Origin of the sequence: Kutzneria chonburiensis, from assembly GCF_028622115.1 — a bacterium.
In the GTDB taxonomy this organism is placed as follows: Bacteria; Actinomycetota; Actinomycetes; order Mycobacteriales; family Pseudonocardiaceae; genus Kutzneria; species Kutzneria chonburiensis.
The window spans coordinates 9,815,179-9,829,429 of the sequence record NZ_CP097263.1 but is presented as its reverse complement, the minus strand read 5'-3'; the positions used below and the strand labels follow the sequence as shown (position 1 = coordinate 9,829,429).

Sequence of the window (14,251 nt, the reverse complement as noted above, 5' to 3'; positions counted from 1 at the left end):
GGCAGCCATGGCTCGCACCCGGCTCTACCGTAACGGCGTCCTCGAGGCGCGGGACTTCAACCCCGCGGAGATCTCCGACCACCTGGCCGAACCGGGCGTGACCCTGTGGCTGGACATGTGCGAACCGGACGAATCGGATCTGGCCACCATCAGCGAGGAGCTCGGGCTGCACCGGCTGGCCGTGGAGGACGCCGTGCACGAGCACCAGCGGCCCAAGCTCGACCACTACGAGTCGCACCTGTTCCTGGCCGCCTACCTGGCAACCATCGATCCGACGACGATGCGGCTGAGCACCAGCGAGATCTCCGTGTTCATCACGCCGACCGCGCTGGTCACCGTGCGCAAGGACCCGCACTTCGACATCGACAAGGTCGTCGCCCGCTGGGACACCAACGCCGACCTGGCCAAGAGCGGCGTGGCCTTCCTGCTGCACGGGGTGCTCGACTTCATCGTGGACAGCCACATCGACGCCGTGCAGGTCCTCGACGAGCGTATCGAGCAGGTCGAGGAGGCCCTGTTCGCCGAGCAGGTCGATCTTCAGCCCCTACAGCGCGAGTCGTATCGCCTGCGGCGCAGCCTGATGGCTCTGCGGAAGGTCGCCGGACCGATGCGTGAGGTGCTGGAAGGCGTGTTGCGGCACGGGTCACACCTCGTCGACCGCACCATGCGGCCGTACTTCGGGGACGTCCAGGACCACGTGCTGAAGACCGCCGGCCGCATCGAGGCGCTGCGTGACCTGGCCGCCACGCTGCGCGAGACCGAGCTCACCGTGCAGAGCAACCAGCTCAACGTGATCATGAAGAAGGTCACCAGCTGGGCCGCGATCATCGCGGTGCCCACGCTGATCACCGGTTTCTACGGGCAGAACATCACCTACCCCGGCATCAACACCGAGTGGGGCTTCTGGGTGTCGACGCTGGTGATCGTGGTCGCGTCGGTCGGACTGTGGTGGTCCTTCCGGCGACGCGGGTGGCTGTAGTAGGTTGTGCGTCGTGTCCGCGCGTCAGAACATGAACTGGTGGCCCGCCTGGTAGGCGGCCCACTCCCACGCGCACCCCGTGGCCGTCTCATCCGAGGCGGCCTTTTTGTTTGCCCGTTTCGGTTGTGGCGGCTCTATTGTCAAGGAGCCTGCTGTGCTACTCGACCGGATCTTCGACTTCTCCGCCTACGCCCTGCTCCGCCGCTCCCCCGACACCGTCGACGTGCTCGTCGGTGACGTGGTGTCCGTGCCTTCACTGGCTGATATTCCGTTGTCTTCCAACGAGGTCCTGGCGATCGTGCCCTATCGGCAGATCGCCGAGCGTGGCTTCGAGTGCGTGGACGACGGGGCCGAGTTGCTCGTCTTGCGGGTTTGTGAACGCGAGACCGTCAGCTTGGACGAGGTGTTGGAACGCGTGCCCGATGTGCCTTTCTCGCTGGTCGACGCCGGCTTCGACATCGATGACGCCAGCTACGGCGAGATCGTGCGCAAGGTGCTGGCCGAGGAGATCGGGCAGGGCGCCGGGGCGAACTTCGTCATCAAACGTACTTATACCGCAACGATTCCCTCATACACCCCGGCGACCGCGCTGGCCGTCTTCCGGCGGTTGTTGATCTCCGAGCGCGGCGCCTACTGGACGTTCCTCGTGAACACCGGGGATCGCACGTTCGTCGGCGCGACCCCCGAGCGGCACGTGTCCGTGAGCGACGGCATCGCCATGATGAACCCCATCAGCGGCACCTACCGTCATCCTTCCGGCCAGCCCGACCGCTCGGAGCTGTTGGAGTTTCTGGCCGACAGCAAGGAGACCGACGAGCTGTACATGGTCGTCGACGAGGAGTTGAAGATGATGGCCCGCGTCGCCGCCCGGGGTGGGCGGGTGCTCGGGCCGTACCTCAAGGAGATGTCCCGCCTCACCCACACCGAGTACCTGCTGGCCGGTCAGACCACTGTGGACGTTCGGGATGTGCTCCGCGAGACCATGTTCGCCCCTACCGTCACCGGCAGTCCCCTTGAGAACGCCTGCCGCGTGATAGCCCGATATGAGCAGCGAGGTCGGGGTTACTACGCCGGGGTGCTCGCCTTGATCGGTCCGAATGGGTCCTCTTTGGACGCCCCGATCATGATCCGTACCGCCGAGATCTCGCCGTCCGGCTCCCTCCAGGTAGCCGTAGGTGCTACCCTCGTGCGGAATTCCTTGCCCGAGAACGAGATCGCCGAGACCTACGCCAAGGCTGCCGGCGTCCTGTCCGCGTTGCACGGCCAGTCCGTAGCCACTCTTGACACCCCATCCTTCGCCCAGGACGTCCAGGTGCTCAGCGCTTTGGCGGCCCGCAATGACCGCCTCGCCCGCTTTTGGCTGGACCAGCACGCGTCCTTTGACGCCCCGTTCGCCGGCCGTAGCGTGCTGGTCATCGATGGCGAGGACACCTTCACCGCCATGCTGTCGCACCTGTTGCAGACCTTGGGCTTCACCGTGTCGATCGCCATGCACGACTCCGTGGGCATGTTGTCCGGCCACGACCTGGTCATCGCCGGCCCCGGCCCCGGCGATCCCCGTGAACACTCTTCCCCCAAGATCGCCGCCCTCCGCCGCCACATCCTCGAGGTTCTGGAGTCCGGCACTCCCCTGCTCGCCATCTGCCTGGGCCACCAGGTCCTCTCGTCGCTGCTCGGCTTCCCGTTGATCCGCAAAGCCCTTCCGTACCAAGGTGTTCAGCGCGAGATCACCTTCTTCGGCCAGCCCCAGCGAGTCGGCTTCTACTCCACGTTCGTCGCCACCGGCACCGTGCCGGGCACAGAGATCTGCGCCGACCCTTCGACCTCGGAGGTCCACGCCCTCCGAGCGCCCGGCTTCGCCTCCACCCAGTTCCATCCCGAGTCCGTGTTGACCGAGCACGGCATCGACATCTTGGAGCAGCTCCTGCGGGACCTTCTGCACCCGTCGGAGTAGCCGAATGGAAGGGGGTGGGCGGGACGTGCCCACACCGACACGTCCCGCCCACTTCCCTTGCCCCACATTCCTTTCCGTTGCCCCTTCCCTCCTTCCCCTACCTCTCCTTCCCTCTCCCCTCCCGCCTTCCCTTCCCCCGCCTCTCCTTCCCTCTCCTTCCCTCTCCTTCCCTCTCCCCTCCCGCCTTCCCTTCCCCGCCTCTCCTTCCCTCTCCTTCCCTCTCCTTCCCTCTCCCCTCCCGCCTTCCCTTCCCCCGCCTCTCCTTCCCTTCCCTTCCCTTCCCTTCCCTTCCCCTCCCCTCCCCTCCCCTCCCCTCCCCTCCCCTCCCCGACAACACTCACAGCTTTCGTCACCCAAAGCCATTGCCCCCCAACAGCTTCTCACCCTATCGAGCGATACTCACACATCGAGTCGATCTTTGGGCGGGCGTAGAATTGCTGGTATGGACAGGAAAGTCGCTCGTATCATCGAGATCGAGCACCACAAACGAGCACTCGCCGCCGAGCAACTCCGCCTCACCGCCGAGATCGCCACCGACGAATACGTCGCCACCGACCTCGCCCTGGCCTTACAACTCTCGCCCTCCAACGCCGAGGACTACGTCGACTGGGCCACCCGCGTCGAGACCTTCTTCCCCGACGTCATCGACGCCATGGCCGCCGGCATCATCAGCGAACGCTCTGCCCACGCCATCGTCGATCCGACGCGGTTCTATCCCGAAGAGCTCGCTCAACGGGTGGTGAGCGCCACCCTGGCGACCGCCGCCGGCCGCACGCCGCAACAACTCCGCCGCTCGTCGCTGGGCCGGCTGCAACGGGCCGACCCGGCGCTGCATTTCCTCAAGCGGGAAGAAGCCCGCCGCAACCGCAAGGTCGTCATCTACGACGAAGAAGACAGCATGGCCACCCTGGCCTGCCAACAACCCGCCGAGATCGCCCAGGCCATGTACACCAAGATCGATCGGATCGCCCAACAGGAAACCAAAAACGGGCGCACGATCGATGAGGTTCGTGCGGATGTGATGGCGGGGTTGATCCTTGAGGACCCGAAGACTGCTGGTTTGAAGCCGTTGATTCAGGTGACTGTGCCGATCACCGCTCTGCTCGGTGTGGATGAGCGGCCGGGCCAGTTGGACGCCGGTCAGTTGATCCCGGCACCGGTCGTTCGGGAGCTGATGTCCCACCCGGGCACCGTGTTTCACCGGCTGCTGACCGACAAGGCCGGGCAGCTGCTGGAGTACAGCCCGGAGATCTACCGACCGAAGGCCGATGTGGACCGGTTCATCCGCACCCGGCACAGGACGTGTGTGATGCCGTGCTGCTCGCATCCCTCGCGGTCCTGCGACATCGATCACGCCGTCGCTTGGCCGGAAGGCAAGTCGACCGGGACGAATCTCGGGCCGTTGGATCGAAAGCATCATCGGTACAAGCACGCGACCAAGGCGAAGGTCACCATCGCGGACGATGGCACGACGACGCTGGAGACGCGGTGGGGGCTGACCTACACGACTAAGCCGGAGCCTGTTGAGGAACCCCCGTTCTAGGGAGCTCTCCAAGCTTTCGAGCACCAGGTGTCGGTCAGCGAAGGCCACGGGCCTGGCGGCGCCGCTGCCGCGGCCACGACGGCTAGACCACGGGTGGACAGACATCGGGGCCGTCGCGGCCTTGCCCCTTGGCACCGTGGGCGCCTCAGGTTGTGGTCCAGTCCGATGGTTGCGTTCGTTGGGGCGCGTGCGTTTCGAGGGGGTGTTGTTTTTGGGCCGACATGTGGTGGTTTTTGCTCACCGCTTTCCCTTGGCATCTCGCGCCCTAGCGACCCGTTGATGGCACACCACATCCGCCACCGTGGGCCCACCGCTTACGCACACAGCCCCACTCACCTCACTGGCGGCCTATGGCCGCACCTCCGTGCTCCAAGGCCTCAGGCCAACCAGGCCCTCCGAAGCCATCAGTAAGCGCAACCCATCAACACACCTACAGTCGCACCACCTAACGCGCGCACCCATCTCAGCTGCGGCCCTTGAACGCACTTGCGGCCGCGCGAGTCTGGGGGGCTCGTGCCGACCTCGAACTACACCACTAGATGCGGCGGGTCACGGTGGTTACGGGGCCTCGCTGGGCGACGCCGGAGTTGGCCAGCCAACCGTCCAGCTGTTGCTGGACACGGCCCAAGGTGGGGCGGTGGGCGGGGTCCTTGTCCAGGGAGGCCATGAGGAGGCGGCGGTGGACGGAACGCTCGGGGAGCTTGGTGTTGGGCTCGGCGTTGGCGCCGGCGAGCAGGGCGGCCATGGGGTTCTCGCGGGTGCCGCGAGGGGGATGGCCGGTGAGGGCGTAGCTGACGGTGGCGGCCAGCTGCCAAGCGTCGGAAGCGGGGCTGGCGGTCTCGCCGCGGGCGACCTCGGGGGCAAGGTAGTCGGGGGTGCCCATCATCATGCCGGTGGCGGTGAGGGTGGAGTCGCCGCGACGCCGGGCCAAGCCGAAGTCGATGAGGTGGGGAATGCCCTCGGGATCGATGATGACGTTGGAAGGCTTGAGGTCCCGGTGCAACACGGACTTCTCATGGGCGGCGCTGAGAGCGCCGGCGAGGGTGGACCAGAGGCGGGCGGCGGTGATGTCGTCCAAGAGACCGTTGCGCTGCATGGTCTGGGCCAGAGACATGCCCTCGACGTACTCCATGATGATGGCCATGCCGTCGTCCTCTTCGAGGATGTCGTAGACATGGACACAGTTCTCATGGCGCACGGCAGCGAGGGCACGGGCCTCGCGGTACATGCGCTCCTGGGTGTCGGCGTCCGAGGTGTGGGCGATCTTGATGGCGACCTGGCGGTTGAGGTTGCTGTCCATCGCCAGCCACACCTTGCCGAAGCCGCCGGCGCCGAGCTGGCGGATGCGACGGAAACGGCCGCCGAAAGAGTCGCCGGTGCTGTCGAACTTGGTCGGGGCGTCGAGCGGGTTGTAAACGGTCTTGTCGGGGTCAGGAGCCGGCGGGGTGGCCCAAGGGAGAGGGCCGGGGGTCATGGCGAGGCCGCCGGCGAGCGAAGGGCCGGCGGGCTGGACGCGGGTGGCGGGCGGCAAAGGCCGCGGCGGCACAGGGCGAGGGGTGGCTGCTGGGCCAAAGGCTGGGCCTGGCTGTACATCTGGGTCGGCGGATTGGGCCGAGGGGCGGCAGCAGCGGGGTTCTGACGGGGCATGGCGGTCTGCGTGGCCGGGTTCTGACGGGGCATGGCGGCCTGCGCCGAAGCCCCCTGGACCTGCGGCTTGGCCGGAGGCGGCGAAGGGGGCACGGGGCGCTGCTCGCTCAAGGAGTCAGCCTTCGACGGGTGCAGCACGGCGTCGCTGGGGGTGCCGAGGAGTTTCACGGCCAGTACGCCGACGGCGCTCACCGGCAAGAAGCCGAGCCACAGGAGACCGACGACGCCGGCCGGCAGGCTCAGGGTGGAGAACACGAGGATCACGAACGGGGCGTAGTACAGCCGGGCGGGCCAACGGGCGCCGCCGCGGAAGGCGTTCTTGGCCTGGCGGGTGATCCAGAACAGCACGAAGGCCGGCACGACGATCAACGACGCGATGGCCAGCCAGCGGACGGGCTCGCCGGCGCCGGTGATGGCCCTGGCGGCCTCGGGGGAGCCGCCGAGCAGGTCGTTCTGCTGCGACAGGACGTAGCAGAAGCTGTCCCTGAGGCTCTCGCCGCCGGACAGCCGTGCCGGGTGCTGGAGGGCGGCGGTGGCGCCGGCGAAGGCGGAGAAAGGCAGCAAGAGGTTGCCGACCACGCCGATGGCCGTGAACAGGATCACCATGCCGGGGTGGTAGTTGTTGCCGCTGACCTTGCGAATCAGCGCCACCAGCATCGCCGCGGCGATCGGGGCCAGCGCGAACAGGCCACCGGCCAGCGCGGTCGTCAGCAGCCAGTCACCATTGCAGACCCGCAGTCCGAACGCGCTGTGCAGTCCAGAGAGCAGGCCGATCACCAGCGCGCCGACACCGTCCACGGAGCCACTGTATCGCCGAGGCACGGGTGGTAGCCCGAACAGCGCAGAACCGAGACCCGGACTCACCCCGGCCGGCCGTTTGCGCAAACGGCCGGCCGGGGTGGCGCTAGGGCAGGGCCCAGTGCTGGGCGTTGGTGTTGTTGCACTCCCAGATCTGCAGCTGGGTGCCGTTGGTCAGGGTGGAACCGGGGTCGTCGAGGCAGCGCCCGGACTCCGGATTGACCAGCGACGCCCCCTGCACCCGCCACTGCTGCGCGCCGGTGCCGTTGCAGTCGTAGAGCTGCACCTTGACGCCGTTGACGAGGCCGGAGTTGTTCACGTCAAGACACTTGCCCATGGTCTGCAGCGAGCCGTCGCCGGGCGCGGCCCAGCGCTGGGCGTTGGTGCCGTTGCAGTCCCACAGCTGGATCGGGTTGAAATTGGCGATGTTGCTGGCGTTGTCGTCGGCGCACTTGCCGGCGAAACCCGAGCTGATGGGCCCGATCTTCACGTACGGGTTGCCCGTGCCGGAGTAGGACGGCGGCGGGGAGGACGCGGCCCACGACGTGTTGGCGGCGGTGCCCAGCACATAGTCAAGCGTCCCACCGGTGTTGACGATTGACGGCGGCAGGAATGCGTTGTTCCACGTGGATCCATTGAGGGACAACGACTGCACGTACGGCGCGTTGTCGGCGGCCTGCGGCGCGTTGATCGTCAGCGTGTTCCCCGACCCGAGCGTGATCACGGCCTGCGGGAACACCGGGCTGCCCAACGCCAGGTCGGCGGTGCCGGGCGTCTCCGGGAACATGCCCAGCGCCGACCACACGTACCAGGCGCTCATGGTGCCCAGGTCGTCGTTGCCGTGGCCGAGACCGCCCGGCGTCGCCGTGAAGTGCTCGGCCTGAACCTGCCGAACCACCTGCTGCGTCCGGTACGGCTGCCCCACGTAGTCGTACTCCCACGGCAGCGCGAGGCTGGGCTCGTTGTAGAGATCAGCCTTGCCGCCGGCCCCGGAGAAGGTCGACAGCACGTTGTTCAGGTAGCCGACGTAATTGGCATTTCCGCCAAAGGCCGAGGCCAGGCCGTGAATGTTGAACGGGACCATGCCGGTGTACTGGTACGAGGTGCCCTCGACCATGTTCAACGGCCCGGCCGGATCGAACGGGGCGGTCCAGGTGCCGTCGACCTGGCGGGGCTGGACGAGATGGTTCGTCGGGTTGAACAGGTTGATCCACTGCTGGGCCCGGTTGACGTACTTCGTCTGGTTCGCCGTGTCACCCAGCGCGCCGGCAAAGGCCGACAGGGCGAAGTCGGCGGTGTTGTACTCCAGGTGCGTCGACACCGCGCCATACAGGTTGCAGCAGTTCCACAGGCCGTTGGCCGGCAGATAACCCGGCGTGGTCAGGTAGTTCTGACCAGGGCGGATGTTGTTCTGGGTCGACGCCTCGTGGACCATGGCGTTCAACGCCGTGGTGGTGTCGAAATTGCGGGCGCCGAAGGCGTAGTAGTCGGCCAGAATGGCGGTGCCGGGATCGCCGACCATCACGTACGTCTCGCCGTTGTTCAACGACCACTTCGGCAGCATGCCGCTCTGCTGATAGTCGAACACCATGGACTGCGCCATGTCACTGGCCCGGTCGGGCGCCACCAATGCCGATAACTGGGCCTGCGAACGATAGATGTCCCAGCCGGAGATATTGGCGTACTGGGCGTGCCCGGCCGGCATCGTGTGCACCTGGTTGTCGAATCCGACGTACTGGCCGTTCGAATCCGAGTACACGTTCGGGTGCAGCAGGGAATGGTAGAGCGCGGTGTAGAAGGTCTGCTGCTGGGCGGCGGTGCCGCCGCCGACGGCGATCTTGCCCAGCATCGAGTTCCACGCCGCGTGCGTGGCCTGGTGAACCCCGTCGAAGTCCCACTGCGGGTTCTCGGTGTCCCGATTGCCCTGGGCGTTGGCCGTCGACACGTAGGAGATGCCGACCTTGGCCTGCACGACCTGGTTGGCCGTGGTGTCGAAGGTCAGGTACTCGCCGGTCGGCCCGGTCACGTTCGGCGTCGCGCTGAGCGACTTGGGCTGGATCTTCGAGCCCGGGCGGGAGTTGGTCTTCGCCGGCGTCAGGTTCTGCTGGAAGGTGCCGGTGCTGGTGAACGGCCGGTCGAACTTGGCCGCGAAGTACATCGTGTACGTCGGGCTGGCGCCGCAGAAGTGGCCGGTGGTGACCGAACCGACCACCTCGGTGTTGTTGACGATGGAGAACGTGGTGTTGCTGACGGCGTTCTGGCTGCCGTTCAGCTTGAGCATCAGGTTGGCCTGGGTGGTCGCCGGAAAGGTGAAGCGCCCCATGCCCGAGCGGGTCGTCGCGGTCAGCTCGGTGGTGATGCCGGTGTCGAACTTGACCTTGTAGTACCCGGCGTCGGCCTGCTCGTTGGCGTGCGAGAAGCGGGCGTTGGTGGTGCCGGTGACCGCGCCGGTGGTGGGCAGGAAGGGCACGTCGCCCATGGCGCCGCAGCCGGGGCCGGAGATGTGGTTGAGGCTGAAGCCGATGATCTCGTTGTCGCCGTACTCGTAGCCGCCGCCGGCCGGGCGGTTGGGCGTGTCCGGGCTCCACTGGACCATGCCGAACGGCGCGTCGGCGCCGGGGAAGTCGTCAGCCTCGTTGGTGGTGCCGATGAACGGGTTCACGGCGGATGCGGGGTCGGCCACCAGATCATGCGGCGCCGCTGCCGCGTAGGGTGTCTGGAGCAGGGGTAAGAGCAGGGTCGCCAGCGCGGCCAACGCCAGCCTCGGGGTAGACGTCATCAAGTTCGCCCTTCTGCGATGACATCGTTGTCGAAAAGCAGAATCGGCGGCGGAAAACGCATCCCGCACCGCCGACCGGCCGATCATGGGTGCGCGATCTTGTGGGCCGATCGGCCCATGGACGAACCGGACAACGCCGCGGACCCGTTGACCACACCGGTTTCCCCGCGTACAAAAGCACTGCCGCTCGCCACCGCATTGCCGCGCTCGCCTGCTCACGGGCACGAGTGCGGCCCTCTCCTCGTGAGGACGTGGATAGGTGATCGGAAAGCTCGGTGCGGCGCTGGCGACAACGCTGGGCCTGCTCGTGGCCCCGTTGGGCGCCGACGCGGCCACTGTGAAAACCCCGCACACCGTGGTGATCGACGGCCATGCGCTGGCCGCCACCAAGACCCAGCTCATGCACGGCACCGCGTCCCAGGCGACCCGCTCCGCGTACACGCTGCTGCTCAAGGCGGCCGACGCGGACCTGAAGGCCGGCCCGTGGTCGGTGATGGACAAGCCGCAGACGCCGCCGAGCGGCGACAAGCACGACTACATGAGCCAGGCCCCGTACTGGTGGGCCGGTCCCAAGACGCCGGACAACCCGCAGGGCTGCCCGTACGTCAACAAGGACGGCCAGCGCAACCCCGAGGCCGACGCGATCACCGACCACACCTACCGGATGGTGGCCTGGGACGCGATCCGCGACCTGGCGCTGGCCTGGTACTACAGCGGCGACGCGCGTTACGCGGCGCGGGCCGAGCTGGACATCCGCACGTGGTTCCTCAACCCGGCCACGGCAATGAACCCGAACCTGAACTTCGCGCAGATCATCCCGTGCAGCACCAAGATCTCCGGCACCGGCATCATCGACTCGTCGCAGAGCCTGACCCAGGTGCTGGACGCGATCACCGTGCTGGAGTCGGGGGCGCCCGGCTGGAGCGGCAAGGACTCCAGCGGACTGAAGTCGTGGTTCGGCAAGTTCCTGAACTGGATGCAGACCAGCCCGCAGGCCAAGCTGGAACTGGCCGCCACCAACAACCACGGCAGCTTCATCGACCAGCAGAACGCCGCCATGGCCGTCTACATCGGCAACACGTCACTGGCCAAGAGCATCGTGCAGTCGGTCAAGACCAACCGGATCGACAAGCAGATCAAGCCGGACGGCAGCCAGCCGCTCGAGCTGTCGCGCACGATGTCTTGGCACTACAGCAACTTCAACCTGGTCGCGCTGGGCCGGCTGGCCGAGATCGGCAAGAACCTCGGCATCGACCTGTGGCACTACACCGGACCCAACGGCGGCAACCTGCTCAAGGCGGTCGACTTCCTGATCCCGGCCGCCGAGCAGGGTCAGACTGCCTGGCCGTACCAGCAGATCAACGTGTTCGACCAGTCGATCGCGGTGGACATCTTCCACGCCGCGAGCGAGCAGGCCGGCGACAAGGCGGCCGGCGCGGCCATCGCCAAGACGCCGGTGCCGGCGCTGGGCGACCTCTGGCCGATCCGCCCCGGCGTCACCTCCCTCGACCCGCCGCTGAAGTGACCCTGTGATGCAGGGAAGGACGCCTTACCTGCATTGGACGCAGGCAAGGCGTCCTTCCCTGCATGGGGTCACAGCGGCTGGGAGAAGCGGATGGCGTTGCCGAAGGGGTCGCGCAGGCCGCAGTCGATGCCGTAGTCGCGCTTGGTCGGCTCGTCGGTGAACTCGACGCCCTTGGCCAGCAGGGTCTCGTACGTCTTCTGGCAGTCGTCGGTGGTGAAGAACAGCGTGCCGGCCATCGCGCCCTTGGTGAGCAGCTCCCGCACCTGGTCGGCGGTCGCGTCGTCCATCCGGGGCGCGCCCGGGCGCTCCAGCAGGATCTCGCGGTCGGGCTGGCCGGGCACGTTGATCGTGAGCCAGCGCATGAAGCCGAGGTCGGCGTCGGTGTGGACCTCGAGACCGAGCTTGCCGACGTAGAAGTCGAGCGCCTGGTCCTGGTCGAGCACGAAGATCTGGGAAATGGTGAGCGCGTTGAACATGTCGCAGACGTTAGTGGCGACCAACGGGCCCTCGCTTATCCAAAACTGCCCAATCCAGGACTGCTCAGTGCGGGCGCATCCAGGACATGGCGAAACAGGTCGGCACGGGAGCGAGCGGTCCTCGGGCCCGGTAGGCCGACGGGGTCTCGCCGACGATGTCGCGGAAGGTGCGGCTGAACGTGCCGAGGCTGGTGAAGCCGACCTCAACGCAGATGTCGGTCACGCTGCGATCGCCGGACCGCAGCAGGAACATCGCCCGCTCGACCCGGCGGCGCTGGAGGTAGCGGTGCGGGGTCTCGCCGAAGGTGGCCCGGAAGGTGCGGGCGAAGTGCGCCGGCGACACGTGTGCGACACGGGCCAGCGCGGCCACGTCCAGCGGCTCGGCGTAGTGCCGGTCCATGGTGTCCCTGGCCCGCAGCATGCGGCGGTTGGTGTCCTCCACGCCCCGACTCACGGGCCTGATCACACCACATGATGGGAACGCTTGCGGGCGGCCCGGCGGGATGAGGATGCTCGGGGCATGTCCATCACCAGCGGCGTGCTCGTCGGCAACCCCCGTCCCGCTTCCCGCACCCTCAACGCCGCCCTGGCGCTACGCGACGCCGTGCAGCGCGTCGTCGGCGGCATCGAGACAGGCCCGGTGGTCGACGCCGCCGAACTGGCCCAGCAGGTCTTCACCCCGGGCGCGACCGACGTGAAAGCCGCGCTGACCGCGCTGACGGCCACGAATGTGCTGGTGGTGGCCTCCCCCACGTACAAGGCGACCTACACCGGCCTGCTCAAGGCCGTGCTCGACCAGGCCCCCGGCGGCGCGTTGAAGGGCATCGTCGCCCTGCCGCTGATGGTCGCCGCGGCCGACAAGCACGCCCTGGCCGTCGACCTGCACCTGCGGCCCGTGCTCGTCGAGCTCGGCGCGACCGTGCCCGGCCCGGGCGTGTTCGTGAACGAAGCCCGGCTGACCGGCGACCACGAGCTGCTCACCGGTGAGCTGGCGGCCGAGCTCGAATCCACCGGCGTCGCCACTTCACTGCGAGCACTGCTCGCCGTGACCGCCAAGGTCTGACCGAACGCACACGGTCGATTACCGCTGGACGATCACGGCGGTTACCTTGCCGGTGTGTCAATAGCGGCGAGAATGAACCGGCTGCCCATCACCAGGACGCACCGGATGGCCACGGTGGCCGTGGGCCTCGGCCTGTTCTTCGACATCTACGAGATCTTCCTGGCCGGCACGCTGGCCAACGTGCTGGTGGCCAACTTCCACCTGGACAAGGCCATCCTGCCGGCGGTGCTGGCGTCGACGTTCGTCGGCATGTTCGTCGGCGCGATCGTGCTGGGCCGGCTGGCCGACCGGGTCGGGCGGCGCCGGGCGTTCCTGCTCAGCCTGGGCGTGTACTCGGTGTTCTCGCTGCTGGGAGCGTTCAGCATCGGCCCGTGGACGCTGATGGCCAGCCGCTTCCTGGCCGGTGTGGGCATCGGCGCGGAGCCGGCGGTCTCCGACACGTACCTGGGCGACCTGCTGCCGCCGAAGAAACGCGGCCTGTACACGGGCATCGCGTACACGCTGTCGTTCTTCGGCGTGCCGGCGGTCGGCTTCCTGGCCGGCTGGCTGGTGCCGCTGGGCCCGGACGCCTGGCGCTGGCTGTTCGTGATCGGCGCGCTGGGCGCGGTGATCGTGTTCCTGCTGCGCACCGGGCTGCCGGAGTCGCCGCGCTGGCTGGAGTCGGTCGGCCGGCGCGACGAGGCCGAGAAGATCGTGGCCCGGTTCGAGGCCGAGGCCGGCAGTGACCTGCCCGAGCCGGTGGCCGAGGAGACGCCGAACACGACGGCCTCGGTCGGCGCGCTGCTGCGGCCGCCGTACCGCCGGCGCACGCTGATGATGGCCGTGTTCCACCTGCTCCAGACGTTCGGCTACTACGGCTTCGGCACGCTGGTGCCACAGGTGCTGGCGGCCAAGGGCTATCCGATCGTGCAGTCGCTGGTGTTCAGCGCGATCACGTTCATCGGCTACCCGGTCGGCGCGGCGCTGTCGCTGCCGATCATCGAGCGGGTCGAGCGCAAGCACCTGGTGATCGCGTCCGGGCTCGGCATGGCGGTGTGCGGGCTGGCCTTCGGCTTCTCCTCGTCGCCGGCCCTGATCCTGACCTTCGGCTTCCTCTACACGGCCGTCAGCAACGTCTTCAGCAACGCCTTCCACGTCTACCAGGCGGAGATCTTCCCGACCGGCCTGCGCTCGACGGCGGCCGGCTCGACCTACGCGCTGTCCCGGCTGTCCAGCGCGGCGATGCCGTTCGTGCTGGTGCCGCTGCTGCACTCGACCAACTCGGCGGTGCTGTTCGCGGTGGTCGCCGCCGCGATGATCATCGTGGCCTTCGACGTGGGTCTGTTCGGGCCGCGCACGACCGGCCGGGATCTGGAATTGGTCAACATCTGAGCAAACCGAACTACCTACTCGCGCGTAGTAGTCCGTATGGCGCGACTTTCGGCCGGCGGCCGACTACGGCAGGCCCGGCAACACGCGCGGCGGACGGTGCGGCCGCTCGCCGCGCC

11 protein-coding genes are annotated in these 14,251 nt (G+C 67.6%); 6 read left to right on the top strand and 5 right to left on the bottom strand.

Annotation, left to right across the window (positions count from 1 at the left end; all coding sequences use genetic code 11):
• The first annotated feature begins 7 nt into the window (after positions 1-7).
• The 3 genes from M3Q35_RS45755 to M3Q35_RS45745 all read left to right on the top strand — a co-directional run bounded on the left by M3Q35_RS45755 (position 8) and on the right by M3Q35_RS45745 (position 4,476).
• Positions 8-979 carry a magnesium transporter CorA family protein gene (locus tag M3Q35_RS45755; protein WP_273938869.1) on the top strand — a complete coding sequence of 324 codons (972 nt, stop codon included), beginning with the start codon at positions 8-10 and terminating at the stop codon, positions 977-979.
• 154 nt (positions 980-1,133) lie between these two features.
• The gene (locus tag M3Q35_RS45750) at positions 1,134-2,933 is read left to right on the top strand and encodes an anthranilate synthase family protein (protein ID WP_273938868.1); all 1,800 of its coding nucleotides are present in this window, start codon (positions 1,134-1,136) and stop codon (positions 2,931-2,933) included.
• 442 nt (positions 2,934-3,375) lie between these two features.
• Positions 3,376-4,476 (top strand): HNH endonuclease signature motif containing protein, encoded by a 1,101-nt coding sequence (locus tag M3Q35_RS45745; protein ID WP_273938866.1) that lies wholly within the window; start codon positions 3,376-3,378, stop codon positions 4,474-4,476.
• A gap of 535 nt (positions 4,477-5,011) precedes the next feature.
• On the opposite strand, the gene M3Q35_RS45740 is transcribed toward M3Q35_RS45745, so the two are convergent.
• From M3Q35_RS45740 to M3Q35_RS45730, 3 genes are all read right to left on the bottom strand, one after another.
• On the bottom strand, positions 5,012-5,950 hold the full coding sequence (locus M3Q35_RS45740; protein ID WP_420704737.1) for a serine/threonine-protein kinase: 939 nt from the start codon (positions 5,948-5,950) through the stop codon (positions 5,012-5,014).
• Positions 5,947-6,921 (bottom strand): hypothetical protein, encoded by a 975-nt coding sequence (locus M3Q35_RS45735; protein WP_273938864.1) that lies wholly within the window; start codon positions 6,919-6,921, stop codon positions 5,947-5,949. Before M3Q35_RS45735 ends, M3Q35_RS45740 begins: the two co-directional genes overlap by 4 nt.
• Before the next feature lie 106 nt (positions 6,922-7,027).
• Positions 7,028-9,700: a lectin gene (locus tag M3Q35_RS45730; protein WP_273938863.1), complete on the bottom strand. Its 2,673-nt coding sequence runs from the start codon at positions 9,698-9,700 to the stop codon at positions 7,028-7,030.
• 259 nt (positions 9,701-9,959) lie between these two features.
• Between M3Q35_RS45730 and M3Q35_RS45725 the strand changes: the two genes are divergently transcribed.
• The gene (locus M3Q35_RS45725) at positions 9,960-11,225 is read left to right on the top strand and encodes an alginate lyase family protein (RefSeq protein WP_273938862.1); all 1,266 of its coding nucleotides are present in this window, start codon (positions 9,960-9,962) and stop codon (positions 11,223-11,225) included.
• 68 nt (positions 11,226-11,293) lie between these two features.
• Here M3Q35_RS45725 and M3Q35_RS45720 read toward each other — a convergent pair whose 3' ends face one another.
• Both M3Q35_RS45720 and M3Q35_RS45715 read right to left on the bottom strand, forming a co-directional pair.
• Entirely contained in the window at positions 11,294-11,701 is a 408-nt protein-coding gene (locus tag M3Q35_RS45720; protein ID WP_273938861.1) for a VOC family protein, read from the bottom strand.
• Positions 11,702-11,765: 64 nt separating this feature from the next.
• Positions 11,766-12,122 carry a helix-turn-helix domain-containing protein gene (locus M3Q35_RS45715; protein ID WP_273944720.1) on the bottom strand — a complete coding sequence of 119 codons (357 nt, stop codon included), beginning with the start codon at positions 12,120-12,122 and terminating at the stop codon, positions 11,766-11,768.
• A 99-nt stretch (positions 12,123-12,221) separates the two neighbouring features.
• On the opposite strand from M3Q35_RS45715, the gene M3Q35_RS45710 reads away from it, so the two are divergent.
• The gene (locus M3Q35_RS45710) at positions 12,222-12,764 is read left to right on the top strand and encodes an NADPH-dependent FMN reductase (RefSeq protein WP_273938860.1); all 543 of its coding nucleotides are present in this window, start codon (positions 12,222-12,224) and stop codon (positions 12,762-12,764) included.
• Positions 12,765-12,836: 72 nt separating this feature from the next.
• Positions 12,837-14,135, top strand: a complete 1,299-nt coding sequence (locus tag M3Q35_RS45705) for an MFS transporter (RefSeq protein ID WP_273938859.1) — start codon at positions 12,837-12,839, stop codon at positions 14,133-14,135.
• Positions 14,136-14,251: the final 116 nt, after the last annotated feature.

Excerpts from the sequence above, each read along its gene's own strand:
- M3Q35_RS45705 (WP_273938859.1), top strand. The coding sequence starts at position 12,837 with ATGAACCGGCTGCCCATCACCAGGACGCACCGGATGGCCACGGTGGCC.
- M3Q35_RS45755 (WP_273938869.1), top strand. The coding sequence starts at position 8 with ATGGCTCGCACCCGGCTCTACCGTAACGGCGTCCTCGAGGCGCGGGAC.
- M3Q35_RS45745 (WP_273938866.1), top strand. The coding sequence starts at position 3,376 with ATGGACAGGAAAGTCGCTCGTATCATCGAGATCGAGCACCACAAACGA.
- M3Q35_RS45730 (WP_273938863.1), bottom strand. The coding sequence starts at position 9,700 with ATGACGTCTACCCCGAGGCTGGCGTTGGCCGCGCTGGCGACCCTGCTC.
- M3Q35_RS45715 (WP_273944720.1), bottom strand. The coding sequence starts at position 12,122 with ATGCTGCGGGCCAGGGACACCATGGACCGGCACTACGCCGAGCCGCTG.
- M3Q35_RS45710 (WP_273938860.1), top strand. The coding sequence starts at position 12,222 with ATGTCCATCACCAGCGGCGTGCTCGTCGGCAACCCCCGTCCCGCTTCC.
- M3Q35_RS45720 (WP_273938861.1), bottom strand. The coding sequence starts at position 11,701 with ATGTTCAACGCGCTCACCATTTCCCAGATCTTCGTGCTCGACCAGGAC.
- M3Q35_RS45740 (WP_420704737.1), bottom strand. The coding sequence starts at position 5,950 with ATGACCCCCGGCCCTCTCCCTTGGGCCACCCCGCCGGCTCCTGACCCC.